This window comes from Kitasatospora sp. NPDC001660 (assembly GCF_053596725.1).
Genome location: NZ_JBSFGU010000003.1, coordinates 130,795 through 148,292, shown reverse-complemented (window position 1 = coordinate 148,292; position 17,498 = coordinate 130,795). Strand labels below are relative to the sequence as shown.

The 17,498-nt window shown below is 73.7% G+C and carries 16 protein-coding genes and 2 tRNA genes; 9 read left to right on the top strand and 9 right to left on the bottom strand.

Annotated elements, in window-relative coordinates; translation table 11 throughout:
* Positions 1 to 289 precede the first annotated feature (289 nt).
* The 4 genes from purD to ACWCXH_RS04275 all read left to right on the top strand — a co-directional run bounded on the left by purD (position 290) and on the right by ACWCXH_RS04275 (position 6,489).
* Positions 290 to 1,537 carry a phosphoribosylamine--glycine ligase gene (gene purD, locus ACWCXH_RS04290; protein ID WP_449799785.1) on the top strand — a complete coding sequence of 416 codons (1,248 nt, stop codon included), beginning with the start codon at positions 290 to 292 and terminating at the stop codon, positions 1,535 to 1,537.
* Positions 1,538 to 2,097: 560 nt separating this feature from the next.
* Positions 2,098 to 3,657: a hypothetical protein gene (locus ACWCXH_RS04285; protein WP_449799784.1), complete on the top strand. Its 1,560-nt coding sequence runs from the start codon at positions 2,098 to 2,100 to the stop codon at positions 3,655 to 3,657.
* Positions 3,658 to 3,926: 269 nt separating this feature from the next.
* Positions 3,927 to 5,471 (top strand): N,N-dimethylformamidase beta subunit family domain-containing protein, encoded by a 1,545-nt coding sequence (locus tag ACWCXH_RS04280; protein ID WP_449799783.1) that lies wholly within the window; start codon positions 3,927 to 3,929, stop codon positions 5,469 to 5,471.
* A gap of 118 nt (positions 5,472 to 5,589) precedes the next feature.
* Positions 5,590 to 6,489, top strand: coding sequence for a phosphoribosylaminoimidazolesuccinocarboxamide synthase (locus ACWCXH_RS04275; protein ID WP_449799782.1), 900 nt, complete (start codon positions 5,590 to 5,592; stop codon positions 6,487 to 6,489).
* A 34-nt stretch (positions 6,490 to 6,523) separates the two neighbouring features.
* On the opposite strand, the gene ACWCXH_RS04270 is transcribed toward ACWCXH_RS04275, so the two are convergent.
* From ACWCXH_RS04270 to ACWCXH_RS04240, 7 genes are all read right to left on the bottom strand, one after another.
* Positions 6,524 to 7,174, bottom strand: a complete 651-nt coding sequence (locus ACWCXH_RS04270; RefSeq protein ID WP_449799781.1) for a response regulator transcription factor — start codon at positions 7,172 to 7,174, stop codon at positions 6,524 to 6,526.
* 91 nt (positions 7,175 to 7,265) lie between these two features.
* Positions 7,266 to 8,495 (bottom strand): sensor histidine kinase, encoded by a 1,230-nt coding sequence (locus ACWCXH_RS04265; RefSeq protein ID WP_449799780.1) that lies wholly within the window; start codon positions 8,493 to 8,495, stop codon positions 7,266 to 7,268.
* Positions 8,496 to 8,607: 112 nt separating this feature from the next.
* On the bottom strand, positions 8,608 to 9,438 hold the full coding sequence (locus ACWCXH_RS04260; protein ID WP_449799779.1) for an ABC transporter permease: 831 nt from the start codon (positions 9,436 to 9,438) through the stop codon (positions 8,608 to 8,610).
* Positions 9,435 to 10,448 (bottom strand): ABC transporter ATP-binding protein, encoded by a 1,014-nt coding sequence (locus ACWCXH_RS04255; protein ID WP_449799778.1) that lies wholly within the window; start codon positions 10,446 to 10,448, stop codon positions 9,435 to 9,437. Before ACWCXH_RS04255 ends, ACWCXH_RS04260 begins: the two co-directional genes overlap by 4 nt.
* Positions 10,449 to 10,612: 164 nt before the next feature.
* Positions 10,613 to 10,685: transfer RNA gene (locus tag ACWCXH_RS04250), tRNA-Gly, on the bottom strand.
* A gap of 39 nt (positions 10,686 to 10,724) precedes the next feature.
* Positions 10,725 to 10,797, bottom strand: a tRNA-Gly gene (locus tag ACWCXH_RS04245).
* Positions 10,798 to 10,951: 154 nt separating this feature from the next.
* Positions 10,952 to 11,269, bottom strand: coding sequence for a histone-like nucleoid-structuring protein Lsr2 (locus tag ACWCXH_RS04240; RefSeq protein ID WP_030304494.1), 318 nt, complete (start codon positions 11,267 to 11,269; stop codon positions 10,952 to 10,954).
* A gap of 466 nt (positions 11,270 to 11,735) precedes the next feature.
* On the opposite strand from ACWCXH_RS04240, the gene purS reads away from it, so the two are divergent.
* The 4 genes from purS (at position 11,736) to ACWCXH_RS04220 (ending at position 15,824) form a co-directional block, all read left to right on the top strand.
* Positions 11,736 to 11,990 (top strand): phosphoribosylformylglycinamidine synthase subunit PurS, encoded by a 255-nt coding sequence (gene purS / locus ACWCXH_RS04235; RefSeq protein ID WP_030278336.1) that lies wholly within the window; start codon positions 11,736 to 11,738, stop codon positions 11,988 to 11,990.
* Positions 11,987 to 12,688, top strand: coding sequence for a phosphoribosylformylglycinamidine synthase subunit PurQ (gene purQ / locus ACWCXH_RS04230; RefSeq protein WP_449799777.1), 702 nt, complete (start codon positions 11,987 to 11,989; stop codon positions 12,686 to 12,688). The genes purS and purQ overlap by 4 nt, the downstream gene beginning before the upstream one ends.
* Positions 12,688 to 14,943, top strand: a complete 2,256-nt coding sequence (gene purL, locus ACWCXH_RS04225) for a phosphoribosylformylglycinamidine synthase subunit PurL (RefSeq protein WP_449799776.1) — start codon at positions 12,688 to 12,690, stop codon at positions 14,941 to 14,943. The genes purQ and purL overlap by 1 nt, the downstream gene beginning before the upstream one ends.
* A gap of 65 nt (positions 14,944 to 15,008) precedes the next feature.
* The gene (locus ACWCXH_RS04220) at positions 15,009 to 15,824 is read left to right on the top strand and encodes a sterol carrier family protein (protein ID WP_449799775.1); all 816 of its coding nucleotides are present in this window, start codon (positions 15,009 to 15,011) and stop codon (positions 15,822 to 15,824) included.
* On the opposite strand, the gene ACWCXH_RS04215 is transcribed toward ACWCXH_RS04220, so the two are convergent.
* Positions 15,821 to 16,030 carry a hypothetical protein gene (locus ACWCXH_RS04215; protein WP_449799774.1) on the bottom strand — a complete coding sequence of 70 codons (210 nt, stop codon included), beginning with the start codon at positions 16,028 to 16,030 and terminating at the stop codon, positions 15,821 to 15,823. The genes ACWCXH_RS04220 and ACWCXH_RS04215 overlap by 4 nt on opposite strands.
* Positions 16,027 to 16,890 carry a DUF3152 domain-containing protein gene (locus ACWCXH_RS04210; protein WP_449799773.1) on the bottom strand — a complete coding sequence of 288 codons (864 nt, stop codon included), beginning with the start codon at positions 16,888 to 16,890 and terminating at the stop codon, positions 16,027 to 16,029. Before ACWCXH_RS04210 ends, ACWCXH_RS04215 begins: the two co-directional genes overlap by 4 nt.
* A 119-nt stretch (positions 16,891 to 17,009) precedes the next feature.
* Here ACWCXH_RS04210 and ACWCXH_RS04205 point away from each other — a divergent pair, with 119 nt between their 5' ends.
* Positions 17,010 to 17,429, top strand: coding sequence for a DUF3151 domain-containing protein (locus tag ACWCXH_RS04205; protein WP_449799772.1), 420 nt, complete (start codon positions 17,010 to 17,012; stop codon positions 17,427 to 17,429).
* Positions 17,430 to 17,498: the final 69 nt, after the last annotated feature.

The window sequence follows — 17,498 nt, the reverse complement described above, 5'->3', positions numbered from 1 at the left end:
AACAGCACTTCTTACCGCCAAATGGCTGACCGCGGGGCACTTCCCCCTTGATCGTTATCGGATTCGGCCACCGGAACCCGAGGTGGGAGGGATGCGGGGGTCGGCGGGATTTCACCCGTCCGAGCGAGGGTCCGGTGACCCGTCGTCCTGACCCGGCCACCCGCCGCCGACCGGCGGGGCCCCGGCTTGGAGGATCCTCCGATATCGTCGGCGTACGGAGCTCTCTGCTTGGAGGTTCCGACGGGACCGGAGAGCGGCCGGAACAGGCCACCGACTACCCTTGCCAACCGTGAAGGTCCTCGTCATCGGCGGCGGCGCCCGCGAACACGCCCTGTGCCGCTCTCTGTCCCAAGATCCCGCCGTCACCGAGCTGCACTGCGCCCCGGGCAACGCCGGGATCGCGCAGGTGGCGACGGTCCACCCGGTCGACCAGCTGGACGGCGCCCAGGTCGCCGACCTGGCCGGGCGGCTCGGCGCCGCCCTCGTCGTGGTCGGCCCGGAGGCCCCGCTGGTCGCCGGCGTCGCCGACGCCGTGCGCGCGGCCGGCATCCCCGTCTTCGGCCCGTCCGGCGCGGCCGCCCAGCTGGAGGGCTCGAAGGCCTTCGCCAAGGACGTGATGGCCGGGGCCGGCGTGCCGACCGCCCGCTCCTACGTGTGCACCACCGCCGAGGAGGCCGCCGAGGCGCTCGACGCCTTCGGCGCGCCGTACGTCGTCAAGGACGACGGCCTGGCCGCGGGCAAGGGCGTCGTCGTCACCTCCGACCGCGCGGCCGCACTGGCCCACGCCGCCTCCTGCGAGCGCGTGGTCATCGAGGAGTACCTGGACGGCCCCGAGGTCTCGCTGTTCGCGATCACCGACGGCACCACCGTCCTCCCGCTCCAGCCCGCCCAGGACTTCAAGCGCGCGCTGGACGGCGACGAGGGCCCCAACACCGGTGGCATGGGCGCCTACTCGCCGCTGCCGTGGGCGCCCGCCGGGCTGGTCCAGGAGGTCCTGGACACCGTCCTGCAGCCGACCGTGGACGAACTGCGCCGCCGCGGCACCGAGTTCTCCGGCCTGCTCTACGCCGGCCTCGCGCTCACCTCGCGCGGCACCCGGGTGATCGAGTTCAACGCCCGCTTCGGCGACCCGGAGACCCAGGTCGTGCTCGCCCGGCTGCGCACCCCGCTGGCCGGCGTCCTGCTGGCCGCCGCGAACGGCACGCTGGACGAGCTGGAGCCGCTGCGCTGGAGCGAGGACGCGGCCGTGACCGTCGTCGTCGCCTCCGAGGGCTACCCGGCCGCGCCGCGCACCGGCGACGCGATCGAGGGCCTCGCCGAGGCCGAGGCGGACGGCACCGCGTTCGTCCTGCACGCCGGCACGAAGGCGGCCGGGGACGGCCGGGTGCTGAGCGCCGGCGGCCGGGTGCTGTCCGTCACCGCGACCGGTGCCGACCTCACCGAGGCGCGCGAGCGCGCGTACGCCGCCGTCGAGCGGATCTCGCTCAAGGGCGGCCAGCACCGCACCGACATCGCGCTCAAGGCGGCCACCGCCTAGCCGGAGCACCGAGCAGCCGGAACACCGAGCGCACCCCGCAGGGCGCCGTGTCGTGGGAAGCACCCCCATGGACGCAGCGCCCTGCGGCGTTCCGGGGCCGGAGCGGTTGTGGTGGGCGGCGCACCGTTCGGCGGCCGGATTCCAGCCCATCGGGTGACAGCAACCGCATCCGGCTGACGCAACCGGGCGCTCGGCCTTATGGTGCGCTGGATCGCACCGCGCCGTGGCCGCGCGCCGGGGCCGCCGCCGGGTAGCGGCGTTCCGGCGGGGGGATGCTGGACGGCGTCCGGCCGGGCGGTCGCCCGGGTGCTTCGCACCGGACCGGTCGAGGGTCGTCCGGTGTGTCGTCCGGAAGTTCGGGCGACGTCACCGGGACGAGTGGAAACCGGGGCGATCCGGAACACCCACCCGGACCGGCGCGTCGAACATGTCAGAAGCGCCACACAGCATGCACTGCCGGGATCGGACACCACCGCTTCCCGGTCGGAACTGATCGTTTCGAGTCGGCTCAGGGGCCCGTCAGCGGGCGCCCGAGGGCTCCGAAGGGGGTGCCGCACCGTATGGCCGCTGCCGACACCGCGCGCGCACACGCCCAGGCGGTCCTGCGGATCCGCGGACTCGCCCTGGCCGCCGCCGCCGTGCCCGCCGCCGTCGCGGTGGTCCTGCTGGCGGGCCGGTTCACCGGCCGCATCGGCGCGCCCGGCTCCTCCGACGCGGCCGGCTGGGACGCCGCCCGCTGGGCGGTCGGCGCGGTCGCCGTGCTCACCCTCCTGGTGGCCGGCCTGGCCGCCCGCGCCTACCGCCGGGCCGTCCCGCCGCGCACCCCGGCCGTCGTGCTGGAGCGCGCCGAGGCCCCCGAGCTGTACCGGCTGATCGGCGAACTGGCCGACCGGCTGGACGTCCCCGCGCCCTGCGCCATCGCGCTCACCCCCGACTGCGACAGCTGGCTGGAGGACGTCCCGCCCGCGCACCCGCACCGCCCCCGGCACGAGCCGCCCGCGCCCGCCCTCGTGATCGGCTCGCCGTTCCTGTGGTGGATGCGGGCCGACGAGCTGCGCGCCCTCCTCGCGCCCGTGGTGGCCGGCACCGCCGCCTCCGCCGACCCGGACATCGCCGCCGCCCGCCGCTTCCTGCGCGGCCTCGACGCCAGCCTGGACACCGGCCGGGCCCCGGCCGGCCTCGGCGGCGCCACCCTGACCGGCCCGCCCCGGGCGCCGCGCCGAGGCCCGGCCCTCCTCACCGACCGGATCGCCCGCCGCCTCCTCGGCGCCTGCCGCGGCCACGCGGCCGAGCTGGAGCGGTCCGTCGCGGGCTGGGCCTCCGAGCAGGCCCGGACGGTCGACTACGGCCTGCGGATCGCCGCCCAGGAGCAGGTCGGCCTCGCCTACGCCGGCTGGGACCGCCTGCTCACCCGGGTCGCGCTGCCCGCCTGGCGGCTCGGCCGCCACCCCGCCCACCTCAACGCCGGCGTGGCCGCCGCCCTCACCGAGCTGTCCCGGCGCGACCGGCTGGCCGACGGCTACGGCACCCGGCTCGGCGACCGCCCCGCCTGCGACCTGCTGGAGGAGCCCGGCGCCGTCGACCGGGCGGTCTCCCGGCTCGCCGCCGAGCTGTTCTTCGGCCACCCCGCCGCCGGGTCCTGGCACGAGCTGGAGTGGGCCGACTACCCGGCCGACGCGGTGGACGTCGGCTGGCGGGTCCGCGCCGCCGCCCTGCAGAGCGCCCTGGACCGCCTCGCCCCCCAGGCCCGCCCCGGCGCCCCGACGCTCACCCGGCTGCTGGTCCGCCTCGCCGAGGGCGACGGCGAACGGCTGGCCGCCGCCCTCGCCGCCGAGCTGGCCCGGACCACCGCCCCGGCCCCGCTGCTCGAACCCGCCCGCAGCGGCCGCGACCTGCTGGTCGACCACGTCACCGCGATGGTCTGCTGCGCCGCCGTCGACACCGCGGGCGCCACCCCCGGCCTGGACTGGCTGGACGGCCCCGTCCTGCTGATCGGCGGCGTCCGCCGCACCGACCTCGCCGCCCCCGTCGCCCAGGCCGTCGAGCAGGGCCAGGACGGCCCCCTGCGCGCCTGGCTCGACGCCGCCGACGTCCGCCTGGAGAAGCCCGTCCGGCTCTAGGCCTGTCGGCCCGGCCCTCGGGCGTTCGACGAAGGTCCGCCGACAACCCCTGATCCACGGCGGCGCTCGGCGCCCTTCCACGCGCCCCCGGGAGGGTCCGTGGGCGGCCGTCTCCGCAGGCCGGAGGGCCTGCCGCGGAAGGGCCGAAGATTGTCGCCACCAATTGCCACCGCGGAGTGACGCAGCGCCAGCACTGTGTGGTGTATTAGACCGCACGCACATCCGGGGGGCACGCGCCAGCCGGACGGAAGTGCACCTGGGAGGGGCGCGTGGGTACCGAACTCAACCGCCGCTGGGAGTCCGGAACGCTCGCCTACAGCGCCTCCGACCCCTTCGGCCAAGGCCCGCTGCCCTGGCTGCGCAGCCCCGACGAGTACCTGGCCGACGCCGAGGGCACCGTGCCCTGGTACGTCTCCGTGGACGCCCCGGGCCAGCGGCCGCTGGCCGCCGGCGCCCGGCCCAGGCCGCCGGTCGGCACCCCGCGCAGCGCCGACGACGTCGTCCAGCAGATCAAGGGCTTCGCCTCCGCCGGCGTGATCCGCCCCGGCGGCTCGGTGGACTTCCGGGTCACCGTCAACCCGCCCCGCGAGTTCACCGTGGACGTCTACCGGATCGGCCACTACGGCGGCGACGGCGCCCGCCACATGACGTCCAGCCCGCTCATCGCCGGCCTCGCCCAGCCCGCCCCGCTGGTGGTCGGCCGGACGGTCTCCTGCCACCACTGGTGGCACTCCTGGCGGCTGCAGGTCCCCACCCACTGGAAGCCCGGCGCGTACGTCGCCGTGCTGACCACCGCGGACATGCTGCACCGCAGCCACATCCCGTTCACCGTACGGGACTTCGAGGACCAGGCGCACGCCGCCGAACTCCTCCTGGTGGTCCCCGACGTGACCTGGCAGGCCTACAACCTGTTCCCCGAGGACGGCCGCAGCGGCGCGAGCCTCTACCACGCGTGGGACGGCCAGGGCGGGCTGGTCGGCGAGTCGGAGGCGGCCGTCACCGTCTCCTTCGACCGCCCGCACGCCACCGCCGGGCTGCCGCTGCACGTCGGCCACGCCTACGACTTCATCCGCTGGGCCGAGCGCTACGGCTACGACCTCGCCTACGCGACCGCCACCGACCTGCACGCCGGCCTGGTCGACCCGGCCAGGCACCGGGCGCTGGTCTTCCCCGGCCACGACGAGTACTGGTCCGAACCGATGCGCCGGGCCGCCGAGCGGGCCCGCGACGGCGGCACCTCGCTGGTCTTCCTGTCCGCCAACACCATGTACTGGCGGGTCGAGCTGACCGCCGCCGCCTCCGGCGAGCCCAACCGGCTGCTCAACTGCCGCAAGCGCCAGAAGGTCGGGCCCGGCAGCCCGGCGGCCGGCGCGCCCGGTGCCGCGAGCGCCCTGTGGCGGGACGCCGGCGAGCCCGAGCAGCACCTGCTCGGCGTGCAGTACTCGGGCCGGGTCGCCGCGCCCGTCCCGCTGATCGCCCGGCACACCGCGCACTGGCTGTGGGACGGCACCGGGCTCCAGGAGGGCGACGAGCTGCCCGGCCTGGTGGCCGGCGAGGCCGACCGCTACTACCCCAAGGTGGCGCTGCCCGAACACACCGAGCGCGTCCTGCTCGCCCACTCCCCGTACCAGGACCCCGCCGGCCGCACCCGCTACCAGGAGACGTCGCTCTACCGCGCGCCCAGCGGCGCGTACGTCTTCGCGGCCGGCACCTTCGCCTGGTCGCCCGCGCTGGGCCGTCCCGGGCTCACCGACGAGCGCATCCAGCGCGCCACCGCCAACCTGCTCGACCGGCTGTGCAAGAACGAGTCCTGAGCCCGCCGCCGCAAGCACCCGCAGGCCGCTCGGGGGGTTCGTGAAAGACTGCGGAGGCAGTGACCTCCCCTTTCGCGGTGCCCCACGCTCGCGAACGACCCCTGAGGACTGAGACACCTTGAGCGGATTTGTCACCAAGCCCGAGCCGGTTCAGGTACCCGGCCTGGTCCACCTGCACACCGGCAAGGTGCGCGACCTCTACCGCACCGAGTCGGGCGAGCTGGTCATGGTGGCCAGCGACCGGATGTCCGCCCACGACTGGGTGCTGCCGAACGAGATCCCCGACAAGGGCCGCGTCCTCACCCAGCTCTCCCTGTGGTGGTTCGAGCGGATCGCCGACATCGTGCCCAACCACGTGATCTCCACCGAGGTCCCGGCCGGCGCCCCGGCCGACTGGAAGGGCCGCACCCTGATCTGCCGCAGCCTGGAGATGATCCCGGTCGAGGCGGTCGCCCGCGGCTACCTGGCCGGCTCCGGCCTGACCGAGTACAACGAGAGCCGCACGGTCTGCGGCATCGCGCTGCCCGAGGGCCTGGAGAACAGCTCCGAGCTGCCCGCGCCGATCTACACCCCGGCGCTCAAGGCCGAGGTCGGCGAGCACGACGAGAACGTCTCCTACGAGGAGACCGCCCGCCGGATCGGAGCCGAGCTCGCTGCCCAGCTGCGCCGCACCACCCTCGACGTCTACGCCCGCGCCCGGGACATCGCCCGCGACCGCGGCATCATCCTGGCCGACACCAAGTTCGAGTTCGGCCTGCTGGACGGCGAGCTGGTGATCGGCGACGAGGTGCTCACCCCGGACTCCTCCCGCTACTGGCCGGCCGACGAGTGGCAGCCGGGCCGCTCGCAGCCGTCCTTCGACAAGCAGCTCATCCGGGACTGGCTGGTCTCCCCGGCGTCCGGCTGGGACCGCTACAGCGAGGAGCCGCCGCCGGCGCTGCCGGCCGAGGTGGTCGAGCAGACCCGGGCCAAGTACATCGAGGTGTACGAGCGCCTGACCGGCGCCACCTGGGCCTGAGCCGCCTCGGGATCGGATCGCCTGCGGGCCCGGCTCAGATCCAGCCGTGTTCGCGGGCGATCCGTACCGCCGCGTGCCGGTTCTCCGCGCCCAGCTTGGTGGCCGCCGAGGACAGGTAGTTGCGCACGGTGCCCTGGGACAGTGCCGCCCGCGCGGCGATCTCGGCGATCGGCGTGCCGTCCGCGGCCAGCTCCAGGACGTCGGTCTCGCGCGGCGTCAGCGGCGTCTCGCCCGCGCTGATCGCGTCCGCGGCGAGCTCCGGGTCGACGTACCGGCCGCCGGCCCGGACGGTCCGGATGATCCCCGCCAGGTCGGCCGCCGAGACGGTCTTCGGCAGGAAGCCGCGCACCCCCGCCTCCAGCGCCCGCTTCAGGTGGCCGGGGCGGCCGTGGCCGGTGACGATCATGCAGCGGCAGTCCGGCAGCAGCCGGCGCAGTTCGGTGGCCACCTCGATGCCGTCCAGGCTTGGGGGTACCTCCCGGCCGCCAGGCTGGGGGAGCATCTGCAGGTCCAGCACCGCGATGTCGGGCCGGTGCGTCCGGGCCATCGCGAGCGCCTCCGGGCCGGAGCCGGCCTGGGCGACGACCTCGATGTCGTCCTCCAGCGAGAGCAGCGCGGCCAGCGCTCCCCGGATCAGGTGCTCGTCGTCGGCGAGCAGGACGCGGACGGGCGGGGTCTCGGTCATCGGTGGGCCTCCTCGGCGTCGGCGGACTGGGGGTCCCCCCAGCCTTCGGCCGGGGGGACCCCCACCCAGCCGTCAGGCTGGGGGACAACGGTCAGATCGGTACGGTGGCGCGCATCCGGAAGGTGCCCGGCGCGGCCGTCGGGACGGTCAACTCGCCGTCGTGGGCGGCCAGTCGCTCGCGGAGCCCGCGCAGCCCGGTGCCGCTGCCCTGGGAGGGCAGCGGCACCTCGGGCACCCCGTCGTTCTCCAGTTCCAGCACCGCCCGCCCGTCCTCGCGGTGCAGCCGGATCAGGCAGTGGGCGGCCTCGCTGTGCCGCAGCACGTTGGTGGTGGCCTCGCGGATCACCCAGCCGAGCACCGACTGCACCGGGGACGGCAGTTGGTCGGCGTCCTCGCCGAGGTCGATCTCGCAGGCGACGTCGGCGGAGCGGAGCACCGCCCGGGCGCCGATCGCCTCGGCGTGCAGGTCGGCGGTGCGGTAGCCGCGGATGACGTCCCGGACCTCGCGATGCGAGTCCTGGGCGATCCGTTGCACCTCGGCCATCTGGTCGGCGGCCTCCGGGCGCTCCCGGCGGGCGAGCTGGACGGCGAGCTCGCTCTTGAGCGCGATCGTGGTGAGGTTGCGGCCCATGACGTCGTGCAGGTCGCGGGAGAACCGCAGCCGCTCCTCGGCGACGGCGAGCCGGGACTGTGCCTCGCGGGCGGCGTCCAGTTCCCAGACGATCGCGGTCACCCACGCGAAGCTGCGGCAGCTGCCGATCAGGAAGGACAGGCCGATCGACGCCCCGACCAGCGTCCCGACCGTGGTGCCGGCGTCGATCCGGGCCAGCACCATCGCGGGAGCGGTCAGCAGGACCAGTCCGAGTCCGGTGAGGAAGGCCCTGGGCAGGGAGAGGGCGATGGCCGCCGGGCCGATCGCCGCGCCCAGCAGGGCGGCGGCGACGACCGCGGTGAACGGCGGCGCGTGGGGGTTCGCCGGCCCGCCGGTGGACGGGCCGAGCAGCAGGACGGTCCAGGAGCCGCCCGCCGTCAGGGCGGCGTTGACGATCAGCCAGCGCCGGTACTCGCTCGGGCGCTTCAGGTAGTGGTCGAGCGCGGTGCGGTACGCCCGGAGCGTGACCAGTGTGGAGGCGAGCGAGACGACCAGGGCGACCTGGACGGCCGTGCCGGAGTGCGGGGGGTTCGCGGGGGAGGCGCTGACCAGGAGGTTGATCGGCAGCATCATCCACGCCATCAGGTACAGCGACCAGCGGAAGTACAGCTCGGCGCGCTGCGGCTTGCCGTAGCCCTTCCAGCGGCGGATCGGCCCCCGGACCCCCATCGGATCCCTCCCCATTCGGTCACGATCATGTCGCTGCCTTCATATCAGAGGGAGGAGGGGGAGAGGACCTTCGCTTCCAGCAGGCCATTCGCCGGGGCGTCAGCGGAGGGCATCAGCGGCGGGACTCCCAGCGGAAGTACCGGACCGCGCCCCAGACCGCCAGGCCCAGCCACACGGCGGCCGTGACGAGGTGCGGCACGGCGGTGGACCAGGTGCCGCCGAAGCCGGTCGCGGCGGCCGAGCCGTCGGTGCCGGTCCAGCCGATCCGGATCAGCTGGAAGCCCGGGGTGGTGGGCAGCAGCCGGCAGAAGTCGGCCACCTTGCCGGGCATGACCTCCAGCGGGATGAACAGCCCGGAGCCGAACTGCGAGATGAGCACCACCGGGAGGGTGGTGATGCCGGCGGTCTCGACGGTCTTGGTGAAGGCGCTGGTGAGCGCGGCCATCGCCATCATGGTGGCGATGCTCAGGACCAGCCCGGCGGCCAGCAGCAGCGGGTTCACCGGGGCACCGAGGCGCAGGAAGGCGGCGCCGCCGCCCGTGACGACCGCGCTCATCAGCAGCGCGAGGCTCACCGAGGGCACGGCCGTGCCGGCCAGGATCTCCAGGTCCCGGGCCTCGCCGGTCCGCAGCCGCTTGAGCACCAGCTCGTTGCGGCGGCCGACGTACGCGGCGGTCAGGTTGTAGTAGACGACGAAGGCCAGGATGCCGCCGATGGTGCCGATGATCAGCAGCGAGTCGACGTCCAGGCCGGGGTGGGAGGAGGCCTGCTGCTTCAGCGTGCCGCGCCGGGCGCCGATCATCAGCACCGGCAGCAGCAGGGCGGTGAACAGGGCCGAGCGGTTGCGCAGCAGCAGGGTGGCCTCGGAGCGGCCGAGGGAGGCCAGGCGGCGGAGGGTGGTGGTGCCCTGCGGGCCGGCGGTGGTGGGGACGGCGGTGGTCATCGGGCGGATCCGATCAGGCGGCGGGAGGTGCGGGAGGTGCGGGCGGCGGGGGACTGCGGCGGGTCCTGGTGGGCCGCGGCCTCGGAGGCGATGGCGAGGAAGGCCTCCTCCAGCGAGGCGCTGCGGGCGTCCAGGGCGCCGAGCACGACGCCGTGGTGGTGGGCCCAGCCGAGCAGCTCGTGGAGGTTCCGCTGGAGGGCGGAGGTCTGCACGGTCACCTTGCGGCCGTCGACGGTGACCTCGGCCCCGGCCAGCAGCGGGAGCGAGGCCCCGGTGAACGCGGGCAGCTCGAAGCTGATCCGGGACGGCCGTCCGGCGATCACCTCGGCGACGGTGCCGGTGGTGACGACCTGGCCGCCGTGCATGATCGCCAGCCGGTCGGCGAGTTCCTCGGCCTCCTCCAGGTAGTGCGTGGTGAGCAGCACCGTGGTGCCCTGGGTGCGCAGCTCGCGGACCAGCCGCCAGACGGCGGCGCGGGCCTCCGGGTCCAGGCCGGTGCTGGGCTCGTCCAGGAAGAGCACCTCGGGGCGGCCGAGCAGGGCCATCGCGAGGTCGAGCCGGCGGCGCTCGCCGCCGGACAGCTGCTTGACCCGCACGTCACGCCGGTGGCCGAGGCCGACCAGCTCCAGCGCCTCGTCCAGCGGGCGGGCGCCGCTGGTCAGGCCGGCCCACGTGCGGCCGGTCTCGGCGACGGTGAGCTCGCCGGGGAAGCCGCCCTCCTGGAGCATGATGCCGATCCGCGGGCGGAGGGCGGCGCGCTCCCGGTACGGGTCGTGGCCGAGCACCCGGACGGTGCCGCCGCTGGGCGCGGCCAGGCCCTCGACGAGCTCCATGGTGGAGGTCTTGCCGGCGCCGTTGGTGCCGAGCAGGGCGAAGAGCTCGCCGCGGCCGACGGTCAGGTCGACGCCGCGGACGGCGTGGTAGCCGGTGGTGCCGGTGCCGTAGTGGCGCTGGAGGTCGGTGACCTCGATCACGGGGCCGGGGGAGCCGGCGGACTGGCGCGTTTCCATGGCTCCAGCCTTCCGGCGCCCGGGCCGCGCGGTCAGTGCGCGCCGTCATCGGAAGGGGACGCGGATCCACGGGTCGGCGATGACAAATGTCATCGGTCGGTGCCGCGCCCGCGCGTGCCGGGAAATGCCGAAGGGCCCCTCGACCGAGGGGCCCTTCGTTTCGGAGCGGACGACGAGATTCGAACTCGCGACCCTCACCTTGGCAAGGTGATGCTCTACCAACTGAGCCACGTCCGCAGGTCAAACTATTGAGTTGTGCTGTGCTCGCGCACTGCGAGCGGACGACGAGATTCGAACTCGCGACCCTCACCTTGGCAAGGTGATGCTCTACCAACTGAGCCACGTCCGCGTGGTGCCCGGTGGGGGCACCCGCCGCCTCTTCGGATCTCTCCGTTGCGGCGACGAGGAATACTCTACAGCATCGTTCGGGGTGGTCGCCCCACCCTTTCGGCGGGCAGGGCGACCGCGGGGTCTCCGGGCTCGGGCCGGACGCCCCGCCGGGGTCAGTTCGCCTCGGCGAACGCCTCGTACACGTGCTTGGGGATCCGGCCGCGGGCCGGCAGCTCCATTCCGCGCGACTGGGCCCAGGCGCGGACCGCGGCCGGGTCCGGGGTCAGCGCGGTGCGGCGGAAGGACTTTCCGGTGCGGCTCTGCCGGCGCCCGGCCGCGACGAACGGTGCGAGGGCCTCCCGCAGCTTTTCCGCGTTGTCCACGGACAGGTCGATCTCGTACGACTTCCCGTCGACGCCGAAGTGGACGGTTTCCGCGGCGGCGCCGCCGTCCAGGTCGTCGGAGAGCGTGACAACTACACGCTGAGCCATGGGTGTCAATCCTCTCGGGCAATTCGGCCTTCGGCGCGCGGGGTGCGCCCCGGGGCCTGATGTGCACCACTCGCGCAAGCGCATACGGGCAGGCCTGGTGGCCCGCCGGATACGCAGCACTTGCCGCGACAGGTGGCCCTATTCTGCACCCGAAGCTGGTCGAAATCGAAGAGTCCGGCATTCTTTTCCGGATATTCACGTCTCTTCGTGGGACTTGCGGATACCGGCGCGCGGGACGGGCGGTTCTGTCCCGGAGTGCCGTATTCGGGTGTTCTTCGGGGGTTCTCCCGCGGGCCGCCCAATCCGCTGAAATCGGGTGCCCGGGGTGGGGGTCGGGGGCGCTGGATCCCTTGCGGCGTAAGGGTCTCGGGTCTACGCGCGTCGCCCTCCCCGGCCAGCAATCCGGCCCGAAACCACCGGTAGTCTGGAGTTCCCCCGCCTCACGAAGACACCACCGGGAGTGCCAGTGGCACGCGTCGTAGTCGACGTCATGCTCAAGCCGGAGATCCTCGACCCCCAGGGACAGGCGGTGCAGCGCGCACTGCCCCGTCTCGGATTCACCGGGATCGCCGACGTCCGCCAGGGCAAGCGTTTCGAGCTGGAGCTGGAGGGTCCGGTCGACGACGCCGCGCTCGCCCGTATCCGCGAAGCCGCCGAGACCTTTCTCGCCAACACCGTGATCGAGGACTTCACCGTCCGCGTCGAGGAGGCGGCGAAGTGACCACCCGCGTAGGCGTCGTCACTTTCCCCGGTTCCCTCGACGACCGCGACGCGCAGCGCGCGGTCCGGCTGGCCGGCGCCGAGCCGGTCGCCCTCTGGCACCGTGACGAGGATCTCCACCAGGTCGACGCGGTGGTCCTGCCGGGCGGTTTCAGTTACGGCGACTATCTGCGCTGCGGGGCGATCTCCCGCTTCTCGCCGGTCATGGCCACCATCATCGAGCAGGCGAAGCTCGGAATGCCGGTCCTCGGTATCTGCAACGGCTTCCAGGTGCTGTGCGAATCGCACCTGCTGCCCGGCGCGCTCACCCGCAACGACTCGCTGCACTTCGTCTGCCGCGACCAGAAGCTGCGGATCGAGAACGCCGGCACCGCGTGGACCCGGGATTACTCGGCGGGCCAGGAAATCGTGGTTCCGCTGAAGAACGGCGAGGGCCGGTTCGTCGCCGACGAGCACGTCCTGGACGAACTGGAGGCCGAGGGCCGGGTGGTCGCCCGGTACGTGGCCCGCGGCAACGCCGCTGATGGCTACGGCAACCCGAACGGTTCGTACCGCGACATCGCCGGCATCACCAACGCCGCCGGCAATGTCGTCGGCCTGATGCCGCACCCGGAGCACGCCGTGGAGCCGCTCACCGGTCCGACCACCGAGGGCCTGGGCTTCTTCACTTCCGTCCTGAAGCAGCTGGTGAACGCCTGATGAGCCTCGACACCGTCAAGAACGCCGAGCAGACCCCGGACACGGCCCAGCCGTGGGCCGAACTCGGCCTCAAGGAGGACGAGTACGCGCGGATCCGGGAGATTCTCGGCCGCCGCCCGACCGGGGCGGAACTCGCGATGTACTCGGTCATGTGGTCGGAGCACTGTTCGTACAAGAGCAGCAAGGTCCACCTGAAGCAGTTCGGCGAGAAGAAGCCCGATTCCGACGCGATGCTCGTCGGTATCGGCGAGAACGCCGGTGTGGTGGACGTCGGCCAGGGCTACGCGGTGACCTTCAAGGTCGAGTCGCACAACCACCCGTCGTACATCGAGCCCTACCAGGGCGCGGCCACCGGCATCGGCGGCATCGTGCGCGACATCCTCGCGATGGGCGCCCGCCCGGTCGCCGTCATGGACCCGCTGCGGTTCGGCGCGGCCGACCACCCGGACACCCGGCGCGTGCTGCCCGGGATCGTCGCGGGCATCGGCGGCTACGGCAACTGCCTGGGCCTGCCGAACATCGGCGGCGAGGTCGTCTTCGACTCCTGCTACCAGGGCAACCCGCTGGTCAACGCGCTGTGCGTGGGCGTCATGAAGCACGAGGACATCCACCTCGCGCAGGCCTCCGGCGCCGGCAACAAGGTCATCCTGTACGGCGCCCGCACCGGCGGCGACGGCATCGGCGGCGTCTCGGTGCTGGCCTCCGAGACCTTCGACGACACCAAGCCGGCCAAGCGTCCGGCCGTCCAGGTCGGCGACCCGTTCCAGGAGAAGCTCCTCATCGAGTGCACCCTGGAGATCTTCCGCGAGAAGCTCGTCAAGGGCATCCAGGACCTCGGCGGCGCGGGCCTGTCCTGCGCCACCAGCGAGCTGGCCTCGGCCGGCTCCGGCGGCATGCGGATCGACCTCGACACCGTGCACCTGCGCGACAACACGCTCTCGCCGGAGGAGATCCTCATGAGCGAGTCGCAGGAGCGCATGTGCGCGATCGTCGAGCCGGACAAGGTCGCCCGCTTCCTGGAGATCTGCGAGAAGTGGGACGTCATCGCCAACGTCATCGGTGAGGTGACCGACGGCGAGCGCCTGGAGATCTTCTGGCACGGCGAGCTCGTCGTCGACGTGCCGCCGCGCACCGTCGCCCACGAGGGCCCGACCTACCAGCGCCCGTACGCCCGCCCGAGCTGGCAGGACGCGCTGCAGGCCGACGCCCCCACCCGTGAGCGGCTGGCCCGCCCGACCACCGGCGAGGGCCTCAAGGCCGACCTGCTGAAGGTCGCCGGCCACCCGAACCAGGCCTCCAAGTCCTGGATCACCGACCAGTACGACCGCTACGTGCTCGGCAACACCGTGCTCTCGGTCGGCGAGGACTCGGGCATGATCCGGATCGACGAGGAGACCAACCTCGGCGTCTCGGTCGCCACCGACGGCAACGGCCGCTACACCAAGCTGGACCCGTACACCGGCGCCCAGCTGGCCCTCGCCGAGGCCTACCGCAACGTCGCGGCCGGCGGCGCCAAGCCGCTCGCCGTGTCCGACTGCCTCAACTTCGGATCCCCCGAGGACCCGGACGTCATGTGGCAGTTCGCCGAGGCCACCCGCGGCCTGGCCGACGCCTGCCTGACCCTCGGCACCCCGGTCACCGGCGGCAACGTCTCGCTGTACAACCAGACCGGCGAGGTCGCCATCCACCCGACCCCCGTGGTCGCGGTGCTCGGCGTCATCGACGACGTCACCCGGCGCACCCCGGTCGCCTTCGCCGAGGAGGGGCAGCTGCTCTACCTGCTCGGCGACACGGCGGACGAGCTCGGCGGCTCGGCCTGGTCCCAGGTCGTCCACGAGCACCTGGGCGGCCTGCCGCCCAGGGTCGACCTGGACCGCGAGCGGCTGCTCGGCGACATCCTGATCGCCGCCTCGCGCGACGGCATGATCGACGCCGCGCACGACCTCTCCGACGGCGGCCTCGGCCAGGCGCTCGTGGAGAGCTGCCTCAAGGGCGGCCACGGCGCGCGGATCATCGTGCCCGAGGGCATGGACCCGTTCGTGTTCCTGTTCTCCGAGTCGGCCGGGCGCGCCGTCGTGGCGGTGCCGCGCAGCGAGGAGCTCCGGTTCAACGACATGTGCACCGCCCGGGGCCTGCCGGCCACCCGGATCGGTGTCGTGGACGGCGACAGCATCGACGTCCAGGGGCAGTTCAGCGTCACGCTGGCGGAGCTGGAGGACGCCCACACCGGCGTCATCGAGGCCCTGCTGGCCTGACCCGCGTGGCCTGAGGGGCGGACGGTCCGACGGAACCGTCCGCCCCTCGGCGTATGTTGGGGCGCATGCCTCCCAAGTCCCGTACGTACCAACCGAAGAAGGTCCGCGCCGCACTGGCCGCCCAGACCGGGGCGCTGAGCGCCGCCGTGCACGGTCTCACCGCGAAGCAGCTGGACGTGCCGACCCGTCTGGGGACGTGGCGGGTGCGGGAGTTGGTGGCCCACCTGAGCCTGGCGCTGGGCTCGCTGCCGGACCGCCTGGACGATCCGGTGCCGGACGGGCCGGCGCTCTCCCTGGCCGGCTACACCGGGTTGACCAGCGCGCTCGCCGAGGCGGTCGACGCCGCGGCAGCCGCTTTCACGGCGGCCGGGTTCGCCGGCCCGCCCGAGGAGGTGGCCGCCGCGTTCGAGCGGACCACCGCCGCCGTGCGGTCCGTGCTCGACGGCCCGGCGGTGGCCGAACCCGGGCGGCGGATCGCGCTCGGGACCGGCCACCCGATGCTCCTGACCGACTACCTGGTGACCCGGCTGGTGGAGGCCGTCGTGCACGCCGACGACCTGGCCGACGCGCTCGGCCTCGACGGCTTCCCGCACGACCGCCAGGCCGTCGCCGCCGTCACCCGGCTGCTGGCCGACGCCCTGGCCGACCGCGTCCCCGGCGGCGCCGTCGAGCTGCGGATCCCGCCGTACGCCGTCGTGCAGGCCGTCGAGGGCCCCCGGCACACCCGCGGCACCCCGCCCAACGTGGTGGAGACGGATCCGCTGACCTGGATCCGGCTCGCCACCGGCCGCACCGGCTGGGCCGCGGCGGTGGACGCCGCCACGGTCTCGGCCTCGGGCGAACGCAGCGACCTGAGCGCCTACTTGCCGCTCCTCGGCTAGAACCGGACGGGCTCCTGGCGGATCCGGCCGGCCAGGGCCTCGGCGGCCTTGCGGAGCGGTTCGCCGGTGAAGGCCTGATCCGGGTCGGTGTTCCGGATGCCCTGGGCGAGGCGCGGGACGATGTCGCCCTCGCCCCCGGGAGTGATCCGGGCGAGGGCAGCCGTGCCCTTTCCGGGGGCGAGTCCGAGGGGAGTGGCCGGGTTCACGGCACGGACGGCCCGCTCAGGTACGTCCCGTCCGCCGAGTACGGCCAGGCGTTGGCGGTGCAGCCCTTGAGGCCGTAGATCTGCTGCATCATCGCGGGCGCCGGCTTGCCCGGGCCGGGGCAGGTCTCGTGGCCGTGGCCGATCCGGTGGCCGACCTCGTGGTTGACGATCAGCGCCCGGTACTCGTCCAGCGGACCGTCGAACTCGGGTGAACCGGTGTTCCAGCGCTTGGAGTTGACGATCACCTGGTCGCCGACGTCGCAGTTCACCTCGCCGTGGGTGTTCAGGCCCGCGGCGCCGCAGATCCGGTCGGCGGTGGCCGGCGAGGCGATCTTCACGGTGAAGTCGGACGAGCCGTTCGAGACCAGCTGGAAGCCGTCCACGTGGTTGTTGGTCCAGCCGCGCCGGTCGCCGAGGATGCCGTGGATCAGGCTGGCGGCCGCCGAGGCGTCGATGCCGATGCCGTCCTCGACCTCGACCTTGTAGCGGCGGATCTTGCCCTTGCCGACGGCCGGGGCCGTGACGGAGGCCGCCGTGAACGTCCCGGCGCCCTTGGTGGGGCCAGGGTCGGGCGCCGTGGGGGTGGGCGTGGGGGTCGGCGTCGGCGTCGCCGTGGGGGCGGGTGTCGGCGTGGGAGCGGGGGTGCTGACCTCGGCCGGCGGTACGGCCCGTGCCTGCGTCGTCGGGCCGGCGGCGGGCGCGCCGGACTGGCGGCTCATCAGCAGGACGATCGCCGTGGACAGGACGACCACCGTCGCGACGAGCGCCACGAGCGTGGCAGGGCCTGTTCGGCGGCGCCGCGGACGGCGTCTGCGGCCGGCGCGGGCACTCCCGCGCGAGGCGGTTCGGGCTGTGGGCACGCTCGACACCCTGACATGGCGAACCGGTGAATGTCTACATACTCGGTATGCAATTTCAGACCCGGTACGAACCCGCGGCGGCGGTTGACCCCTGCGGCTCGGATGGCAGACTGCACTTCATGGCGATTCACAGGAATCTTCTCGACGGCCCCGAACCGACCCTTCTGCCGGAGGACGAGCAGCCCTACCGCATGCTGGCGGAGGAGTCGGCCTCGCCGACCCAGGTCGCGGCCGACTTCCCGACGTTCTGCCTGGCCTGGGCCATGCTCGCCGACGACGCCTACGCGGCCGGCCGCTACGTCGAGTCGTACGCCTACGCCCGCACCGGCTACCACCGCGGCCTGGACGCGCTGCGCCGCAACGGCTGGAAGGGCCACGGCCCGGTGCCGTGGGAGCACCGCGGCAACCGCGGCTTCCTGCGCTGCCTGGCGGCGCTGGCCCGCGCGGCCGGCGCGATCAAGGAGACGGAGGAGGAGACCCGCTGCTGGCAGTTCCTGAAGGACAGCAGCGAAGAGGCGTACGAGGCGCTCAAGCAGTAGCCGCGGACGGATGCGCGGGTGCCCCCGGTGGACGGACCACCGGGGGCACCGACGTTCACGCCGCTACCG

Coding starts and splice junctions, on each gene's coding strand:
- ACWCXH_RS04255 (WP_449799778.1), bottom strand. CDS start 10,448: ATGGAAACGCGCCAGTCCGCCGGCTCCCCCGGCCCCGTGATCGAGGTC.
- ACWCXH_RS04270 (WP_449799781.1), bottom strand. CDS start 7,174: ATGACCGAGACCCCGCCCGTCCGCGTCCTGCTCGCCGACGACGAGCAC.
- ACWCXH_RS04240 (WP_030304494.1), bottom strand. CDS start 11,269: ATGGCTCAGCGTGTAGTTGTCACGCTCTCCGACGACCTGGACGGCGGC.
- ACWCXH_RS04260 (WP_449799779.1), bottom strand. CDS start 9,438: ATGACCACCGCCGTCCCCACCACCGCCGGCCCGCAGGGCACCACCACC.
- ACWCXH_RS04220 (WP_449799775.1), top strand. CDS start 15,009: ATGCCTCCCAAGTCCCGTACGTACCAACCGAAGAAGGTCCGCGCCGCA.
- ACWCXH_RS04285 (WP_449799784.1), top strand. CDS start 2,098: ATGGCCGCTGCCGACACCGCGCGCGCACACGCCCAGGCGGTCCTGCGG.
- ACWCXH_RS04205 (WP_449799772.1), top strand. CDS start 17,010: ATGGCGATTCACAGGAATCTTCTCGACGGCCCCGAACCGACCCTTCTG.
- ACWCXH_RS04265 (WP_449799780.1), bottom strand. CDS start 8,495: ATGGGGGTCCGGGGGCCGATCCGCCGCTGGAAGGGCTACGGCAAGCCG.
- purL (WP_449799776.1), top strand. CDS start 12,688: ATGAGCCTCGACACCGTCAAGAACGCCGAGCAGACCCCGGACACGGCC.